Genomic DNA, 16459 nt, shown 5'->3' on the forward strand with positions numbered 1-16459 from the left:
CCTGCCGGGGCTAGAAGTCGTCGTCGAAGGCGACGGTGCCGCTGACCCCGACCTGGTACGCCGACACCCGCCGCTCGAAGAAGTTGGACAGCTCCTGCACGTCCTGCAACTCCATGAATCCGAACGGGTTGACCGACCCGTAGTGCGGCGCGATGCCGAGCTGGGCGAGACGCCGGTCGGCGACGTGCTGGAGGTACTCCCGCATGTCGGTCAGCGTCAGGCCGGGCACCCCGTGGTCGAGCAGGTCCTCGGCGAACTGCACCTCACACTCGACGGCCTCGGTGAGCATCTGACGGACCTGTTCGGCGAGGTCGTCGTCGAACAGGTCGGGTTCCTCACGGCGGACGGTGTCCACGACGTCGAACGCGAAGGCCATGTGCATGGACTCGTCGCGGAACACCCAGTTGGTGCCGGAGGCGAGGCCGTGCAGCAGGCCACGGGAGCGCAGGAAGTAGACGTAGGCGAAGGCGCCGTAGAAGAACAACCCCTCGATACAGGCGGCAAAACAGATGAGGTTGAGCAGGAACGTCCGCCGGTCCTCGCGGGACCGCAGCTCGCGCAGTTCGCCAAGGGAGTCGATCCAGCGGAAGCAGAACTCGGCCTTGCGGCGGATCGAGGGGATGTTCTCGATGGCGGCGAAGGCGGCGAACCGCTCGGTCTCGTCCGGCACGTACGTGTCGAGCAGGTTGAGATAGAACTGGACGTGCACCGCCTCCTCGAACAGCTGCCGGGACAGGTAGAGCCGGCCCTCGGGGCTGTTGACGTGCTGGTAGAGGTTGAGTACGAGGTTGTTGGCGACGATGGTGTCGCCGGTGGCGAAGAAGGCGACCAGACGGCTCACCAGGTGCCGCTCGGCCGGGGAGAGCTTGTCGAGGTCCGCGAGGTCGGCGTGCAGGTCGACCTCCTCGACGGTCCAGGTGTTGCGGATGGCGTCGCGGAACCGGTCGAAGAAGTGCGGGTACCGCATCGGGCGGAGGGTGAGATCCATCCCGGGGTCGAGCAGCATGTGCGTGGTCCTCGTGTCGGTGGTGGTGTCGGCGGCGGTCACTGGCAGGCCTCGCACGACTCGGGGTTCTCCAACGAGCAGGCCAGTGCCTCGTCGTCGGCCGTCGGGGGCGCGACAACGGCGACGGTGGCCTGCTGGATCCGGGTGGCGGGACGCGAGCGCAGGTAGTAGGTGGTCTTCAGCCCGGCCTTCCAGGCGTACAGGTACATCGAGGAGAGCTTGCCGATGGTGGGTGCGGCCAGGAACAGGTTCAGCGACTGGGACTGGTCGATGAACGGCGCGCGGGCCGCGGCCAGGTCGATCAGCGCCCGCTGCGGCAGCTCCCACGCGGTACGGAACAACTCCCGGACGGCGAACGGCAGCTCCGGGACGTCCTGCACCGACCCCTCCGCGCGCCTGATCGCCGACCTGATCGGCTCGGTCCACAGGCCGCGGGCCTTCAGCTCGCGTACCAGAGCGGTGTTGACCTGCAGGAACTCCCCCGACAAGGTCTCGCGCTTGAACAGGTTGGACACCTGCGGCTCGACGCACTCGTAGCAACCGGCGATCGAGGCGATGGTGGCGGTCGGGGCGATGGCGACCAGCAGGGAGTTGCGCAGCCCGTCGACCTCGACCCGCTCACGCAGCGCGGCCCACCGGGCGGTCTGCGTACCGGCGACACCCCACAGGTCGGGCTGCAGCTGCCCCCGCGCGGCCCGGGTCTGCCCGTACGCCGGGTGCGCCCCGAAGCGCCGCGCCAGGTCGGCGGACGTCTCCAGGGCGGTCAGGTACAGCTCCTCGCTGATCCGGGTGGACAACTCCCGCGCGGCAGGGGAGTCGAACGGCAGCCGCAGCGCGAAGAACGCGTCCTGCAGGCCCATCAGCCCGAGCCCGACCGGGCGCCAGCGGGGGTTGCTCGCCGCCGCCTGCGGAGTCGGGTAGTAGTTGATGTCGATGACCCGGTCGAGGAACGTGACGGCGGTACGGACGGTGGCCCGCAGCCGCTCCCAGTCGATGCCGCCGTCGCTGAGGTGGGCGGCGAGGTTCACCGAACCGAGGTTGCACACGGCCGTCTCGGCGTCGCTGGACACCTCGATGATCTCGGTGCAGAGGTTGGACAGGTGCACCACGTTGCCCGGCTCGGCGGTCTGGTTGCACAGCCGGTTCGCGGCGTCCTTGAAGGTCATCCAACCGTTGCCGGTCTGTGCCAGGGTGCGCATCATCCTGCCGTACAGCTCCCGCGCCGGGACCTGCCGCACGTATCGCCCCTGCGCCTCGGCGGCCCGGTACGCGGCGTCGAACCGCTCCCCCCACAGGTCGGGCAGCTCGGGCACCTCGTGCGGGTCGAACAGCGACCACATCTCGTCGGCCTCGACGCGGCGCATGAACTCGTCCGGGATCCAGTTGGCCAGGTTCAGGTTGTGGGTGCGCCGGGCATCCTCGCCGGTGTTGTCCCGCAACTGCAGGAACTCCTCGACGTCCGGGTGCCACGGCTCCAGGTAGACGCAGGCCGCGCCCTTGCGCCGGCCGCCCTGGTTGACGGCGGCGACGCTCGCGTCCAGCGTGCGCAGCCACGGCACGATCCCGTTGGACTGCCCGTTCGTGCCGCGGATGAGCGAGCCCCGGGACCGGACCCGGGAGTACGCGATGCCGATGCCGCCGGCGAACTTGGACAGGTTGGCGACCTGGGCGTACCGCTGGTAGATCGAGTCCAGCTCGTCGCGCGGCGAGTCGACCAGGTAGCAGGAGGACATCTGGGTGTGCCGGGTGCCGGAGTTGAACAGCGTCGGCGAGCTGGGCAGGTAGGCCAGGCTGGACATCAGCCGGTAGAAGTCGATCGCCTCGTCCGGTGTCCGGGACAGCCCGCAGGCCACCCGCAGCAGCCAGTACTGCGGGGTCTCCAGGACCAGCCGGCTGGTGGGGTGCCGCAGCAGGTACCGGTCGTAGACCGTGCGCAGCCCGAAGTACTCGAACCGCCGGTCACCCTCCGGGTCGACGGCGTCGTCGAGGGTACGGGCGTGTGCGGCGACGAACGCGGCGGTGTCGTCGGAGATCAGTCCCTCGGCGTGGCCGGTCCGGATCGCCGCGCTGAACGAGGTGATGCCCTGCCGGTGGACCTCCTTGTCCACGTAGCCGACCAGCAGCCGCGCGGCGAGACGGGAGTACTGCGGTTCCTCCCCGATCATCTCGGCCGCCGTCTGGATCGACAGCCGGTCCAGTTCGGCCGTCGTCGCGCCGTCGTACAGGCCGCTGATCGTCCGGGTCGCCACCCGCAGCGGGTCGACGTCGGTGAGGTCGTCGGCCCACCGCTCGACCGCCCGGACGATCTTGTTCACATCCACCTGTTCGGTGGCGCCGTCGCGTTTGCGGACCTGCATCTGCGCCCGTCGCCGACCGGGCGGGGCCGGCTCGGCGCTGGCCGGAACTACCTGGGTGACCGTCACCACTCACTCCTCGCGAGTTCGAGACCTGATGGCCCTCGGACACGAGGAGGCGGACACCGGTGGACGCCACGCCGGAGGGCGCGGGGTCAGGTGGCGTCAGCCGTCCCACGCGGCCTCGGACCGCCGCCCACCCGGGTGCGGGTACGCGGCGCGCTGGCAGGTCTTCGGACTTGCGGGCACGACCGGGCTCGCCGGTCTCCTACTGGCCGTCGCTTCCCAGGCCGCTTCGCGGCCCAGTGCTGATGACGGCGGTCGTTCCCACTTACCGCTGCGGGGCAGTCCCGGATTCCCACCGGGTTCCCTCTTGCCTCGACCACTGACGATGAGCGGCCGAACCAGCTGCGCTCAACACCATATATAGGGAGGGACACGGTTGTCACACCCCACATGTCGATCTGCGGCGCAGCCGGCTCTCGTCCATCGACGCCGCCGGGGACCGGGTTGACCGCCCGAACCGGCACCGATACCGTCAACCCACTATCTGCGGCGACGCGAGGGAAGCCGGTGAGATTCCGGCGCGGTCGCGCCACTGTGAGCGGTTCCCCTGCACGGGGCACCGCGAGTCAGGACGCTCGGTCGTCCGCAGCCTTGCGATGGGGACGCGTTATCCCCGGGGAGGTTCGTGTACCCATGTCCAGCTCCACGTCCAGCCAGCCCCTGGTGCAGCCCGCTGACACCGCCCGTCTTCTATGGACGGTCCTGGCCACCGTCGCCGTGCTCACGCTGCTGGCCTACCTCGTCGCCTTCGACCAGGGAGCGGTCTCGCGCAGCGGGATGTACCTGCACGAGCTGATGCACGACGGTCGGCACCTGCTGGGTGTCCCGTGCCACTGACGGCCACCACCGGCACGCCCACGTTCGTCAGCGTGCTGCTCCGCGGGCTGCTCGCCGGCCTGGTCGCGGGCCTGCTCGCCGGCACGTTCGCCTACTTCGCCGGCGAACCACGCGTTCAGGCCGCCATCGCCATCGAGGAGGCGGCGGCACACGCCGAACCCGCCACCGGCGCACACGACCACGAGGAGGCGCTGGTCAGCAGGACCGGCCAGCGCGGCGGCCTGTTCCTGGCCACCGGCCTGTTCGGCGCCGCGATGGGTGGCCTGCTGGCCACCGCGTACGTCCTGCTGCAGCGTCGACGGCGGACCGACGACGACGGACGGTCGGGTCTGCTGCTGGCCGGCGCCGCGCTGCTCGGCGTGGTGATCGTGCCGTTCGTCAAGTACCCACCCAATCCCCCGGCCGTCGGTGATCCGGCCACCATCGACCAGCGCACCGGCACCTACCTGCTGATGGTGGTGCTCGGCCTGGTGGCGGTCTGGTCCGGCTCGCTGGGCTACCGGGCGCTTCGCGGCGACGCACCGCAGTGGCTCCGCGCCGCCGCCGCCCTCGGCGGGTTCCTGCTGGTCACCGTGGTGTCCTACGTGGTGCTGCCGTCGTTCCAGGAGGTCCCGGACGACTTCCCCGCCGCCCTGCTGTGGGACTTCCGACTGGCCTCCCTGGGCACCCAGGTGGTCCTCTGGACCGGCATCGGCCTGCTGTTCGCGGCTCTGCTGAACCACGACCGGCGCCGCAGGAGCACCAGCGCACCCCTGAGCACGTGAGCGTCACCAGCCTGCGGCTGGTCGCGCACGGTTCCACCGCCGCCCTGCGGCAGGCCCGGTTCGGCGGGCAGCTCGACGACCTGGACGAGGGCGGCCTGCGGGCCGCCCTCGCCCTGGCTCCCGCCGCGCCGGGCCGACGGGCGCTCCTGGGTGCCTCCGACGTCTGCCTGTCCAGCCCAGCGGTGGCGGCCACCCGGACCGCGTACGCCCTCGGCCTGACGCCCACCGTCGACGCGGCGCTTGCCGACTGCGACTACGGCGACTGGAACGGGCGGTCGCTGGAGGAGATCGCCGCCACGCAGCCCGAGGCGCTGCGCGAGTGGCTGTCCGCACCGGACGCCGCACCCCACCGGGGCGAATCGGTCCTGGCGCTGCGCGAGCGGGTCGGCCGCTGGCTGGACGGCCAGCGCGACCGTGGCCAGCGGGTCATCGCCGTCACCCACCCGATCCTGCTCCGGGTCGCCGTCGTGCACGCCCTCGACCTGCCGTTGGTGACGTACCGGCAGCTGGACGTCGAGCCGTTGGCGATCGTCCGGCTCACCAACCGCGGCTCGGGGTGGCAGCTGCGGCTCGCCGCACCACCGGCGTAGGGACAGCGAACGCCGGGGCGGAGATGGTCACCTGCCAGGGCCGTTGGCGAGTGCCCGGCCGAGGAGGCGTGCGCCGGCGGGAAAGGCCGCCGGGCTGGGCCCGGCGTAGTTGAGTCGGACGAACGACCCGGTGGGTTCCGCGGGGAACCACTCGGTCCCGGGGGCGATGATCAGCCCGGCCTTCTCGCAGTCGTACGCCAGCTGGTGGACGTCCGTTCCGTCGGGAAGACGCACCCACAGGTTCAGCCCGCCGGCCGGCACCACCCCCAGCTCCGCCTGTGGGGCATGCTCGCGCAGAGCTGCGACCAGCAGGTCGCGCCTGGTGCCGAGTTGCTGCCGCAGGCCGCGGAGGTGCGAGTGCCAGGCGGGCTGGGTGACGACGTCGAGCGCCGCGGCCTGAAGTAGACCGCTGACGTACATCGACTCCGCTCCCCGGTCGGCCAGGAGCCGTTCGCGTGCCGGTCCTCGCGCGATGACCGCGGCGACGCGGATCGCCGGCGACACGCTCTTCGTGAGTGAGCGCAGGTAGACGACGTGGCCAGCGTCGTCGTGGGCCGCGACCGGCGTCGGTGCGCTGGTGATGCCGAAGTCGTGCGCCCAGTCGTCCTCGACGAGAAACGCGCCGTGCTCGCGCACGACCTGCAGCACCTGTTCGTGCAGCGCCGTCGGCCACTGCGCGCCGGTGGGGTTGGCGTAGTTCGGTTGGGCGTAGAAGACGCGCGCGGCCGTCTCTCGGAAGGCTCGTTCCAGTTGGCCGGGATCCGGGCCGGCCGGGCCCCCGGGTACCGGCACGACGAGCGCACCGGCCTGTCGGGCGGCGAGGATGGCGCCCCAGTAGGTCGGGGACTCCATCAGCAGGGGTTGCCCGACCCCTACCAGGGCGCGGAAAACCGAGCTCAGCCCACTCTGGCTTCCCGGAAGAACGATGGCGTCGCTGGGCGTTGGCGGCGTGATCCCGGCCGGGGTGACAGCGCCGAGCTCGTTGGCGAACCAGGTTTGCAGCTCCGGCAGGCCCGCGGCGGGTGGCCGGGCCAGGGCCGCGTCGGTACGGGCCGCGCGTGCGAGTGCCGAACGGACCAGACGCTCCGGGAGAAGCTCCCGGTCCGGGTAACCGGCATGCAGCGCGATGACGTCGTTGGAGGCACTGCGCAGCGCGGTGGAGAGCGAGTCGACGCGCGCCGGGAACGAGCGCAGGGCAGCCGTCTGCCAGCCGTAGTCGGCCGTCCGTACGGTGCGTACCGCCCGGACGAACGTGCCGACTCCGGGTCGGCTCTCGATGAGCCCTCGGGCGGTGAGCATGCGTAACGCGTGCTGCACCGTCACCGGGCTTGCCTGGTGGCGGGCGACCAGTTCGCGGGTGGACGGCAGACGGGCACCGGGCGCGGCGGTCGCGATCCAGTTCCGAAGGCCGGCCTCGATCCGTGAACTGCTACTGTCATTCATGAGAGGTCAGAGTAGCGCTACCGCGATAATGGACGACGCGATATCCCGTACCCGACCGTCGGGCCTGTGGTGGGGGCTGGTGGGCGTCACGGCCTTCTCCTTCACCGTTCCGCTCACCCGGGTGGCGGTGGGCGGCCTCGCGCCACTGTTCGTCGGCTCCGCCCGAGCGGTCGTGGCAGCGGCCCTCGCGGTCGTCGCGTTGGCCGTCACCCGCCAGCGGCTGCCTCGTGGTACGCAGTGGCCCCGCCTCGCCGTGGTCGGCGGCGGCATCGTCGTCGGGTTCCCGCTCCTGACCTCGTTCGCGCTCACGAGCGCGCCGGCCAGCCACGGCGCGGTCGTCATCGCCATGTTGCCGGCCGCGACCGCGGTGTTGGCGGTCATCCGCGGGCACGAGCACCCCTCGGCCCGTTTCTGGGTCGCCGCCGGCATCGGCACGTTCGCCGCGCTGGCCTTCGCCTCCGCGCAGTGGGGTGGCCTGGGTCAGCTGCACTGGGCCGACCTGCTGCTCCTCGGCGCGGTGGTGTCCGCCGCCGTCGGCTACGCCGAGGGCGGCCTGCTGGCGCGGACGCTGGGCGCCTGGCAGACCGTCTCCTGGGCGCTCGTGCTGTGCTCCCCGCTCTCGGTGGTCCTGACGGTGGTCTCCGCCGTCCAGCAGAGCTCGCCGGGCACCGCGGTGCAGTGGGCGGCCCTGAGCTACCTCGGGGTCGTCAGCATGTTCCTCGGCTTCTTCGCCTGGTATCACGGCCTGGCCACCGGCCCGATGGTTCGGGTCAGCCAGGTGCAACTGATCCAGCCGGTCCTGAGCATCGCCTGGGCGGGTCTGCTCCTGCGGGAGCCCATCGGCTGGGCCACGGTCGTCGGCGGTCTCGTCGTCATCCTGTGCGCCGCGACCGCGGTCCGGGTTCGGCTCGGTGGCTGACCCACCACCCGGTGTTGCGCTGTCAGCCCTGGCGGGCCTTCTGGCGCCGGTCGTTCTTGTTGATGACGAACGTCCTGCCCCGGCGACGTACCACGATCGAGTTCATCTTGTTCTTCAAGCCACGCAGCGAGTTCCTGACCTTCATCGCAGCCACCCCTCCTCTGGTCGTGCCCGGTTCCGCTCGCGTACCCGAGGGGGCGTGGCCCATTCGTCGGAGCCACGCCGCCGCAGGCCGGAACCTGCGGCGGCGTGGGCGGGGCTCAGGAGTACGGGAGCCGCAACACCGACTGGTTGCCGATGCCCAGGGTGCTCGGGTTGTTGCCGATCGCCGACCAGACCTCGACCCGAACGGTGCCGTTGCTCAGCGCCCCCAGCGTGCCGGTGGCCGAGGCAAGGCCGGCGTTCTGGGTGTAGTGCTCGTAGCCCGCAACGGGATCGGTGGCGAAGTAACGCCAGGTCTCCACCCTCTCGAAGCTGCCGTTACCGGTCAGGTCGTAGGAGACCCGCACCTGCACGCCGTTACCGACCGCCGCGCCAGCGTCCACGAACAGGTCGAACGCGGTCTGCCCGCCGGAGTAGGCGAGGTTGAGACCGGTAGCGGTGAAGACCTGCGCGTTTGTCGGCGTACCGTCGTGGTTTCCGTTGGCCGCCGCGACCGTGGTCGTGGCCGCGCCGCCGGCGGCGCCCAGCCCGCCACCGGGCAGCAGGTACCGCGTGGGAGTGCCGGGGGTCGGCGGCGGATCCGTCGGCGGTGGGTCGGTGGGCGGCGGGTCGGTGGGCGGCGGGTTCCCCGGGGGTACGCCGCCGGACGCGTTGCCACCACTCCAGGTGTACGCACCCGTGGTGGCAGTCTTTCCGGCGCCGACGGCGAGTGTGGTGCCGTTGGAGAACGTCACCGTGACCGCCGTCGCGGTCGGGTTCGACGCCACGTACGTGCGCGCGCCGTTGCGGGTGAAGACCGCCGCCAGCGGGTGGTTGGCGGTCACCGTCGTGTCGACGGTGCCCAGCGCCGCGAGGTTACGGATCCAGTGGAAGGTGTGCGCCCGACTCTCCCCCTCCTCCGGCGTGTAGCCCGGGTTGGCCCGGAGGTTCGCGAGTGCCGCGTTGCCGTCACCGAGGGCCTGGAACTGCCAGAGGATGTCCTGCCACACCGTCGGTTGGCCGCCGTTGTTGCGCACCAGTTCGGCGTAGTTGGTCCGTACGTACGCCGGGTTGTTGCCCAGGTAGAGGTGACCGCCGGTGACCGGCAGCAGGTTGATGCCCTGGATCATCTCCGGATCGGCGCTGAACCAGGTGGCGTACGCCCCACCGTCACCCCACACCATGCCGACCGTCGAGTGCCCGAAGGCGGCGGGGAAGTTCTGGTCGCTCGAGTCGAACCAGTACTCCTGGATCGCCGCAGCCTGCGTGGTGTAGAGAAAGATCCCGGCGTCCCGGACGGCGGTGTCGCCGGTGACCTGACCCCACTGGATCAGGGCGTTGGCGAAGTTCATCCCCTCGGACGACGACTCCTGGTTGTTGCCGGAGCCGAACGAGCCGTGCCCCGAGGCCCAGTCGTGGCCGGCGTAGATGTCGAAGTCGCGCAGGTAGGGAAAGCGGGTGTCGTCGCGGCGGTAGTTGTTGGCGTCCCGGATCAGCAGGTCGACCATGCCGCCGTAACGGCTCGTGGCCGCCCACCCGGGGTCGTACTTGGCCAACGTCGCGGCGGCGGCGATGAAGTAGCCGTAGTGGAAGTGGTGGTCGTTGAGTTCCTGGTCGGAGCCGTACGACGCCGGGTAGCCGATCAGCGTGCCCCAGTTGCCGTCGTAGTAGAAAACCCTCCCGGTCTTGCCGCTGGAGGCCGTGAACCAGTCGGTGAGCGTGCTACGGATCGCGTTCAACGCGCTGTCGCGCGTCGCGGTGTCATTGACCAGGTCGGCCACCTCGGCGAGGCGGGCGGCCCGGCCGAGCCCCTTGCCCGTCCAGTACGTGTCGGCGCCGCGCTGGTCCAACGGGTTCGCGCGGGCGGCGGCCAGGTGGCCGGTGAGCGTCGCCAGGTCGGCACCGCTGCCGTCGCCGACGGCAGGTAGTTCCGGCAGGACGCCCTGGAACTTCATGGCGGTACGGAACTGGTTGACGCCGGTGAGCACCTTCATCCGGCCGCGCGCCGACGGGTAGGTCGCGGCGATCGCGGTGGAGCCGGCCAGTGACTTCCACTGGTGGGGGTAGAGGCTCACCACGGTCTGCGTGGCGGTGCCCTCCCGGGCGGTGGTGGTGAAGGCGTACGTGGTGGTCAGGCCGCTGGTCGCCGGGTCGTAGGCGTACGAGACCCGGGTGCCGGTGACGTGCGCGTGCGCGTACCGGCCGTAGGTCGCGGCCAGCTCGGCGCGCTCGGTGGTGTTCGCCGTCGGCGGCAGGAGGGCCACCGAGAGGTAGCCCCGACCGGCCAGGGTGGAGGAGATCCGGCCGGTGCCGACGGTCCAGCTGGCACCACTGGGGGCGTACCCGACGTAGTCGTGGCCGTTGACCCGGAAGCCGACGGTGGAGCCGCTGTTGGACCAGACCTCGGCGGTGCCGGAGGTGCTGATCACCGCGTCTCCGCCGCTGGTCTGGAGGTAGGCGAAGGGCAGGCCGTGGCCGATGGTGGCGCGCATGGTCCGCGTTCCGTCGCTCCAGTGCGGGCTGACCGTCCAGTCGGTCCAGCCGTCCACCTTGACCTGGGGCGCGGCGAGCCCGGCGACGCCGACCCGGATGTCCTGGACGTACGGATAGTGGTACTCCCCGACGCCGGTCGCGGTGCCGCTGATGGCGGGCGTGGAGTTGGCCGAGAAGCCGAGGCCGTCGGTGAAGGTGTCGTACGAGATCGGATGCGCGTGCAGGGGCTCGCTGAAGGCGCAGTCGGTGCGCTTCCAGAGCAGCGAGGACCACCAGTCGTTGGTGGGGACGGCGCCGGCTGGCGCGTTGGCGGTGGCGAACTGCCGGGGGTTGCTGGACATCGCGCCGCAGCCGGTGGGGAGCGGGCCGACCGGGGTGGTGGTGTAGCTGCCGGCGCCGACGGGGGCTGCCTCGGCCGGGCGGGTGACGGCGATCGCGAGGCCGCTGACGACCAGCGCCAGGGCGGTGGTGGCGGCCAGGGCCCATCGGCGGTGTGGGACGGGAGGTTTCATGGTGCCTCCATCGCGCGTCGGAACGCCGGCTGACCGGCCTCCCACGCTCTTGCCTCGGAATGGGGGGAAAGAGGGGCTGAGAGAGCGCTCTCTCAGCCCGCACGGTAATCGAACACCGAGACCATCGTCAATGTTTCCACGGAGTTCCGCGCTGATGTCGCGATTCGGTCTGTCGCGTACAGTTCCTGGTCGGACTTGGGGTGCGCCGGCCGGAACCGGCTCAGGGAACGGGACGAGACACAGACGCATGACAGTGGACGAAGTTACCGATAACGGTCAGATCGGCATCGACCGGAGCCGGCTGGAGACCTGTCTCAGTGTCTTTGCGGCGTTGGAGGCCCTGCCGGCCGATCACCCGGACGTGGTGGCGGTGCAGCGGGCCACCGCGAAGCTCTACAAGGTGATCAAGCAGCGGCGACGCGAGGAGCGGCGGGACGCCATCGCGTCGGCCGACCGCGCGGTGACGGCGGCCACCGCCACCGGCGCCCCCGGCCGCATCGACGACGAGACCCAGGGCATTCCGCTCGCCTCCGCCACCGCGGGTGCCACGGCCGGTCTGCTGCACAACCCGCGCGGCTGCTACGTCTGCAAGCAGCGATACCGCGAGGTGGATGCCTTCTACCACCAGCTCTGCCCGTCCTGCGCCGCGCTCAACCGGGAACGCCGGGACGCGCGTACCGACCTGACCGGCCGCCGCGCCCTGCTCACCGGCGGGCGGGCGAAGATCGGCATGTACATCGCGCTGCGGCTGCTGCGCGACGGCGCGCACACGACGGTGACCACGCGGTTCCCGCACGACGCGGTCCGCCGGTTCGCCGCGATGCCGGACAGCGGTGACTGGCTGCACCGTCTGCGGATCGTCGGAATCGACCTGCGCGACCCCGCCCAGGTCATCGCCCTCGCCGACTCGGTCGGCGATCAGGGGCCACTCGACATCCTGATCAACAACGCGGCGCAGACGGTCCGGCGCACACCCGGGGCGTACGCGCAGCTCGCCGCCGCCGAGGCCGCGGCCCTGCCGGACGGCCCGCTGCCCGAGCTGATCACGTTCGCCAAGCCGGGCGCCCCGGCGGGCAGCCTGACCGCCGGGCCACAGTCGACCGCGCTCACCCCGCACGCGCTCACCGCGCTCGCGTTGACCAGCGGCTCCGCGTCGCCGGAACGGATCGCGGCGTCCACGGCCATCGACGCGGGCGGCCTGGTGCCGGATCTCGACTCGGTCAACAGCTGGGTCCAGCGGGTGCACGAGGTCGACCCGGTCGAGTTGCTCGAGGTGCAGCTGTGCAACGTGACCGCGCCGTTCGTGCTGGTCAGCCGGCTGCGACCGGCGATGGCCGCCGCGAAGGCCCGCCGCAAGTACGTGGTGAACGTGTCGGCCATGGAGGGCCAGTTCGGCCGCGGCTACAAGGGGCCGGGGCACCCGCACACCAACATGGCCAAGGCCGCACTGAACATGCTGACCCGGACCAGCGCGCAGGAGATGCTGACCGACGGCATCCTGATGACCAGCGTCGACACCGGCTGGATCACCGACGAGCGGCCCCACCCGACGAAGATGCGGCTGGCGGACGAGGGCTTCCACGCCCCCCTGGACCTGGTCGACGGCGCGGCCCGGGTGTACGACCCGATCGTCCGCGGCGAGCAGGGCGAGGACCTCTACGGGTGTTTCCTCAAGGACTACGCACCCTGCGCGTGGTGACCAGCGTTCCACCCGCCACACACCGGATCATTCGCCCACTCGACGAGGAGGCACCCATGCCATCCGACCACGACCTCTGGCCGACACTGGACGAGCTGCAGCGCGAGGAGTTCGAGCTGGAGCTGCCGGGCCTGTCCGAGACCGACGCGTACGAGTTGGGGATGCTGGCCGTCAGCGCCGCGAGCGCACAGCGGCTCCCGGTCGCGGTGGGTGTGTGGCGGGCCGGGCGCCAACTGTTCCACTGCGGCCTGCCCGGTTCCACGCTGGACAACGACGGGTGGCTGCGCCGGAAGGGACGCGTCGTGACCCGGTTCGAGCACTCGTCGCTGTACATGGCCCGGTTGTGCCACGACAAGCAGACCACGCTCACGGAGAAGTACGGCCTGCCGGCGGCACGGTACGCGGCCGCCGGAGGCGCGGTGCCGCTGCGCGTGCGCGGCACCGGCGTGGTGGGCTGGGTCGGTGTCTCCGGTCTGCCGCAACTGGATGACCACCGCTTCGTCGTCGACATCCTGCGCAAGCTCCCGCGCTAAGGCGTGTTCTAGAAGTCGTGGTGGCCGGTGAAGGTCCCGGCGTGGCGGTGATCGACAACTGAAGAGGTCTCCGGTATCTGGTTCTGCGACCAAGCAAGAACTTCATACCGGAGACCTCGTGGCCGTATCGGGTCGCCCTGGCGTGACGTCCCGGCCGAGTACGGACCCTGGCAGACGCTCTACGGCCTATTCCGTCGCTGGCAGCGCGATGGAACCTGGGAGAAGATCTTGTCTGCGTCGCAGGCTGCCGGCAATGCCGAGGGCCGGATCATCTGGACAGTCAGCCTGGACTCGATGACCAGCCGCGCCCACAAGGCCTACACCAGCCGCGGCAACCGCGCCTACCTGCGTAAGCGTGGCATCAAGGCGTGCATCCCGCGCAAGAAGGATCAGGACACCCACCGCAAGGCCAAGGGCAGCCGCGGCGGACGCCCGCCCACGTTCGACCGAGACCTCTACCGGAGGCGGCATGCCGTCGAGAACGGCATCAACAGGCTCAAGCGCCACCGCGGCGTGGCCACCCGCTACGACAAGTTGGCCGTCCGGTTCCAGGCCGTCCTGACCATCACCATCATCTGCGAATGGCTCTGACGGGGCTTATGAAAAACGCCTTAGTTGCAGTATTAGGCGGCAGCTGGTTCGGACATGATTCGCAGCCAGCGAGACCGGTGGAAGATTGGGTCCTCGGCGAGGACCATGCATTCCCAGCTACCGTCGCGTCGTCCGGAGCGGCGGTCCGGTCCGTTGAACTGGCTGAGCCCGGTGGGGCCCCCATATCGGTGAATGGCCTCGTTGGTGGCGACCTCGTTGCCACACCACGTCAGCTCGTCACCGGCCTCGTGCAGGGCGGTGGAGGTGCCTGACATCACCAGCGTGTGGGCATGTTCGGCGACGAACAGTGCCTGCAGCGCCGGGTTGTATGTCCGGCCGGCCGGCGGGCGCGGAGCCGGTGTCGACATTGTCGCGGGGGCTCCGGGGCCACGGCGTAGCGTCGCACGGATCGTCGGCCAGGCCGACGGTCGTAGCGGCATATCGCGGCGCACGATGAGAAGGTCGGCCAATCCCTGGCTGTCACGCCAGGACGCGGCGGTATCGCTGGGTTCGTTCATTCGCAACGGCAGAAACACCGCGCTGTGTGGGCTGACCGCCGCCAGCCGGAACAGCGCCCCGAGGCGAAGTAGATCCGCGCGGGAGCTGATAAGAGCGCCGGTGTGCTGCCACAGCACATTGGTGATGTGGGTGTTGCGAAGTGGAGCCGCCATCGTGATCACCCGCCGTAGCTGGGCGCTACGGGACACGTGGTGAACGCGTAAGCGGAGGCGCATGCGCGCCGCGTCCGGAGGGCTGGTCACTGAGGCACGGTAGACCGACGCCTGTTCAGGCCAATCGTGAATTCCCACAACGTGGCCGGGGAATCCGCCTTCAGGTCCAGCGCGTCAATGCACCACGTGGCTCCGCCTCGGACACCACCACCATGACCACTCCGGATCACGGCCGATTTGCCCTGGACCGTCAGCCAGGTCACCGCCACGCCGTGACCTTCACCGGCCACCCACGACTTCTGAAACACGCCTTAGTCGACGGCCACCGTCGCCGCGTCCGCTCGGGCTGTCGCCGCTCGGGCTGTCGCCGCCCGGGTGGTGATCAGCGCGCCCGGCGGTTGGCCCGCAAGGCGCCGAGTATCACGCCCGGTGTGGCCAGCGAACGTGGGTGTTCCCGCAGGGAGACGACCTCGTTGAACCGTCGCGCGATGGTCACGTCCGTGACCGTCGCCGCGACGATCTGACCGCTGGCCCAGCTGGAGATCCGGTGCCCGCGCGGGTAGGGCCCGTCGACGTGCGGCAGGGCCAGGTCGGCGGAGGTCGACAACGACCAGGCCGCGTCGACCACCACCTTCTGCAGGGCGAGGTGCCGGCGTGCGGGAGCACTCAGATCCGGATTCGACCCGAGGTAGTTCGACAGGCACGCCGCGTGCAGGGCCGCCGCCGTGATGCCCTGCCCGTACACCGGGTTGAACGAGGCGACGGCGTCGCCGACGCTGACGAGCCGGGCCGGCAGCCGCCGCACCGCGTGGTAGTCCCGCCGCCGGCTGTCGGCATGGTGGTAGGTCTGGACGTCGCCGAGCATCTCGTTCCCGGCGACCTCGCCGAACTCCGGCGGGAACTGGTCGCGCAGGCGGCGCACGAAATCCTCCGCGGTACGCCCCGGGCGGTGGTCCCCGTAACCGGCCATCATGGCCATCCACCGGCCACCCTCGATCGCGAAGAACGCCGCGCCGGCCACATCCGACGACATCTTCGGGCTGTGCAGCGCCAGGACGACCGTCGAGGCGGGATTCGCCTCGGGGCGGCGGAACAGGGCGGTCGCGTAGTTCAGGTGCACGGCCATCCGTCGTGTCACCGGCCGATCCCAGCCGTCCTGCTCCAGCCAGTCCGAGAGCCTGCTGGAACGCCCCATGGCATCCACCACGAAATCGCCGCTCTCCACGCCGGGCACACCGGCGACGTCGTACCGGACCCCGGTGACCTCGGCACCGCCGAACACCAGACCGGTGGCGCGAGCGGTGACCGCCTTGACGTTGGGCAGTCGTAGGACCCGCTCGCGGATCAGGCCCTCCAACAGCGGTCGGCTGCCCGCCAGGCTGTCGGCGTCGTCGGGCACGACAACCTTCCGGCGTCCGTCGAGGTAGTTCCGCCTCGCCTCCGGCGGGGCCTCGATCGCCCCCCGGGCCACCGCCTGCTCGCGGAATCCCGGAAACAGGCGCTCAAGCTGGAGGAAGCCGCCGGGCAGCAGGGCGTGTAGTTGCGTCCCCTGTGGTACGCCGGGTCGCCCGCCGGTCGTCTGCAGATCGTCCCGGTCGATGATGACCACGCTCTCCGCGTGGTCGGACAGAGCCCGCGCGGCGAGCATGCCGGCGACACTGCCACCGAGCACGACGGCCTTGCCCAGGCTCGGAAGCGTCTGCCTGGCCGGTCGCGCAGCGTTCAGCATGGCGAGGACCCGGATCGGGGAGAGGGACATCGTGCTCCAAGGGGTACGAGGTGCGGCACGCACTGCCGTGCCTGCCGGTGACTGGTGCGCCGGCAGGCCGGTGGACGGCCG

The 16459-nt window shown here is 70.7% G+C and carries 13 protein-coding genes, 1 pseudogene and 2 riboswitches; of the genes and pseudogenes, 7 read left to right on the forward strand and 7 right to left on the reverse strand.

Going from position 1 to position 16459, the window contains the following annotated elements:
• Window positions 1-10: 10 nt before the first annotated feature.
• Together ACLJN9_RS18680 and ACLJN9_RS18685 are read right to left on the reverse strand one after the other, a co-directional pair.
• A complete protein-coding gene (locus ACLJN9_RS18680) occupies window positions 11-1006 on the reverse strand; it encodes a ribonucleotide-diphosphate reductase subunit beta (RefSeq protein ID WP_410812902.1) in 996 nt (331 codons plus the stop codon).
• A gap of 38 nt (window positions 1007-1044) precedes the next feature.
• On the reverse strand, window positions 1045-3429 hold the full coding sequence (locus ACLJN9_RS18685; protein ID WP_410812704.1) for a ribonucleoside-diphosphate reductase subunit alpha: 2385 nt from the start codon (window positions 3427-3429) through the stop codon (window positions 1045-1047).
• Window positions 3430-3566: 137 nt separating this feature from the next.
• Window positions 3567-3784: riboswitch (cobalamin riboswitch) on the reverse strand.
• Window positions 3785-3873: 89 nt separating this feature from the next.
• Window positions 3874-4025: riboswitch (cobalamin riboswitch) on the forward strand.
• A gap of 34 nt (window positions 4026-4059) precedes the next feature.
• On the opposite strand from ACLJN9_RS18685, the gene ACLJN9_RS18690 reads away from it, so the two are divergent.
• From ACLJN9_RS18690 to ACLJN9_RS18700, 3 genes are read left to right on the forward strand one after another with little or no spacing between them, the layout of a single operon-like run.
• The gene (locus ACLJN9_RS18690) at window positions 4060-4263 is read left to right on the forward strand and encodes a CbtB domain-containing protein (protein ID WP_410812705.1); all 204 of its coding nucleotides are present in this window, start codon (window positions 4060-4062) and stop codon (window positions 4261-4263) included.
• Window positions 4254-5027, forward strand: coding sequence for a CbtA family protein (locus ACLJN9_RS18695; RefSeq protein WP_410812706.1), 774 nt, complete (start codon window positions 4254-4256; stop codon window positions 5025-5027). The genes ACLJN9_RS18690 and ACLJN9_RS18695 overlap by 10 nt, the downstream gene beginning before the upstream one ends.
• Window positions 5024-5617 carry a histidine phosphatase family protein gene (locus ACLJN9_RS18700; protein ID WP_410812707.1) on the forward strand — a complete coding sequence of 198 codons (594 nt, stop codon included), beginning with the start codon at window positions 5024-5026 and terminating at the stop codon, window positions 5615-5617. The genes ACLJN9_RS18695 and ACLJN9_RS18700 overlap by 4 nt, the downstream gene beginning before the upstream one ends.
• Before the next feature lie 27 nt (window positions 5618-5644).
• Here the strand turns inward: ACLJN9_RS18700 and ACLJN9_RS18705 are convergent, their stop codons facing one another.
• Entirely contained in the window at window positions 5645-7060 is a 1416-nt protein-coding gene (locus ACLJN9_RS18705; protein ID WP_410812708.1) for a PLP-dependent aminotransferase family protein, read from the reverse strand.
• A 28-nt stretch (window positions 7061-7088) separates the two neighbouring features.
• On the opposite strand from ACLJN9_RS18705, the gene ACLJN9_RS18710 reads away from it, so the two are divergent.
• Entirely contained in the window at window positions 7089-7979 is an 891-nt protein-coding gene (locus ACLJN9_RS18710) for a DMT family transporter (RefSeq protein WP_410812709.1), read from the forward strand.
• Between the two features lie 22 nt (window positions 7980-8001).
• Here the strand turns inward: ACLJN9_RS18710 and ACLJN9_RS18715 are convergent, their stop codons facing one another.
• Both ACLJN9_RS18715 and ACLJN9_RS18720 read right to left on the reverse strand, forming a co-directional pair.
• Window positions 8002-8124 carry a ribosomal protein bL36 gene (locus ACLJN9_RS18715; RefSeq protein WP_328417692.1) on the reverse strand — a complete coding sequence of 41 codons (123 nt, stop codon included), beginning with the start codon at window positions 8122-8124 and terminating at the stop codon, window positions 8002-8004.
• A gap of 115 nt (window positions 8125-8239) precedes the next feature.
• The gene (locus ACLJN9_RS18720; RefSeq protein WP_410812710.1) at window positions 8240-11125 is read right to left on the reverse strand and encodes a glycosyl hydrolase; all 2886 of its coding nucleotides are present in this window, start codon (window positions 11123-11125) and stop codon (window positions 8240-8242) included.
• Between the two features lie 247 nt (window positions 11126-11372).
• Between ACLJN9_RS18720 and ACLJN9_RS18725 the strand changes: the two genes are divergently transcribed.
• From ACLJN9_RS18725 to ACLJN9_RS18735, 3 genes and pseudogenes are all read left to right on the forward strand, one after another.
• Window positions 11373-12824: an SDR family NAD(P)-dependent oxidoreductase gene (locus ACLJN9_RS18725; protein WP_410812711.1), complete on the forward strand. Its 1452-nt coding sequence runs from the start codon at window positions 11373-11375 to the stop codon at window positions 12822-12824.
• Window positions 12825-12880: 56 nt separating this feature from the next.
• A complete protein-coding gene (locus tag ACLJN9_RS18730) occupies window positions 12881-13357 on the forward strand; it encodes a heme-degrading domain-containing protein (protein WP_410812712.1) in 477 nt (158 codons plus the stop codon).
• 111 nt (window positions 13358-13468) lie between these two features.
• Window positions 13469-13948, forward strand: a pseudogene (locus tag ACLJN9_RS18735) (transposase); the annotation flags it as partial.
• A gap of 32 nt (window positions 13949-13980) precedes the next feature.
• Here ACLJN9_RS18735 and ACLJN9_RS18740 read toward each other — a convergent pair.
• A complete protein-coding gene (locus tag ACLJN9_RS18740; protein WP_410812713.1) occupies window positions 13981-14628 on the reverse strand; it encodes a hypothetical protein in 648 nt (215 codons plus the stop codon).
• A 373-nt stretch (window positions 14629-15001) separates the two neighbouring features.
• On the reverse strand, window positions 15002-16378 hold the full coding sequence (locus ACLJN9_RS18745; protein ID WP_410812714.1) for an FAD-dependent oxidoreductase: 1377 nt from the start codon (window positions 16376-16378) through the stop codon (window positions 15002-15004).
• Window positions 16379-16459 lie beyond the last annotated feature (81 nt).

Origin of the sequence: Micromonospora sp. 067-2, assembly GCF_046549295.1 — a bacterium.
GTDB lineage: Bacteria > Actinomycetota > Actinomycetes > Mycobacteriales > Micromonosporaceae > Micromonospora.

Coding starts and splice junctions, on each gene's coding strand:
- ACLJN9_RS18680 (WP_410812902.1), bottom strand. CDS start 1,006: ATGCTGCTCGACCCCGGGATGGATCTCACCCTCCGCCCGATGCGGTAC.
- ACLJN9_RS18690 (WP_410812705.1), top strand. CDS start 4,060: ATGTCCAGCTCCACGTCCAGCCAGCCCCTGGTGCAGCCCGCTGACACC.
- ACLJN9_RS18705 (WP_410812708.1), bottom strand. CDS start 7,060: ATGAATGACAGTAGCAGTTCACGGATCGAGGCCGGCCTTCGGAACTGG.
- ACLJN9_RS18710 (WP_410812709.1), top strand. CDS start 7,089: ATGGACGACGCGATATCCCGTACCCGACCGTCGGGCCTGTGGTGGGGG.
- ACLJN9_RS18715 (WP_328417692.1), bottom strand. CDS start 8,124: ATGAAGGTCAGGAACTCGCTGCGTGGCTTGAAGAACAAGATGAACTCG.
- ACLJN9_RS18720 (WP_410812710.1), bottom strand. CDS start 11,125: ATGAAACCTCCCGTCCCACACCGCCGATGGGCCCTGGCCGCCACCACC.
- ACLJN9_RS18725 (WP_410812711.1), top strand. CDS start 11,373: ATGACAGTGGACGAAGTTACCGATAACGGTCAGATCGGCATCGACCGG.
- ACLJN9_RS18730 (WP_410812712.1), top strand. CDS start 12,881: ATGCCATCCGACCACGACCTCTGGCCGACACTGGACGAGCTGCAGCGC.
- ACLJN9_RS18745 (WP_410812714.1), bottom strand. CDS start 16,378: ATGTCCCTCTCCCCGATCCGGGTCCTCGCCATGCTGAACGCTGCGCGA.